The following is a 465-nucleotide window of genomic DNA, read 5'->3' on the forward strand; positions in this document are numbered from 1 at the left end:
CCCCCTTGTCGCCCGACGCCTAGAGCGGCACAAGCCGCGCGATGAGCGTTCCCGACATCTTCGACCGCGCGGCACGCCGCCTCCACCGCGACCGCGCCGCCCCGACCTTCGCCGAGTTCGATTTCCTGCGTGCGGCGATGCTCGACGGGATTGCGGAACGGCTGGCGAGCGTGACCCATCGTTTCACCGACATGCTCGATCTCGGCTGCTTCGACGGGGCCTTGCCCGTTCCAGCGGGGGCAAAGGTCACGCGGTGCGACGCGGGCGCGCTGTTTGCTGTCCAATCCGGCGGGGTGCAGGCGGACGAGGATCGCCTCCCCTTCCCCGCCGAATCGTTCGACCTGGTGGTTTCGGTCGGCGTGCTCGACAGCGTCAACGATTTGCCCGGCGCGCTCACGCTCGTCCGGCGTGCACTTCGACCCGACGGCCTGTTCCTCGCCGCCTTCTGTGGCGCGGGTACGCTAT

The 465-nt window shown here is 69.2% G+C and carries 1 protein-coding gene; it reads left to right on the forward strand.

The window, feature by feature from the left end:
* Positions 1-41 precede the first annotated feature (41 nt).
* On the forward strand, positions 42-465 hold a 424-nt coding region (locus AACY52_RS30850; protein WP_339561472.1), incomplete at its 3' end, for a methyltransferase domain-containing protein.

Origin of the sequence: Pseudomonas sp. EA_65y_Pfl1_P113 (genome assembly GCF_963970525.1) — a bacterium.
Taxonomy (GTDB): Bacteria; Pseudomonadota; Gammaproteobacteria; order Pseudomonadales; family Pseudomonadaceae; genus Aquipseudomonas; species Aquipseudomonas tritici.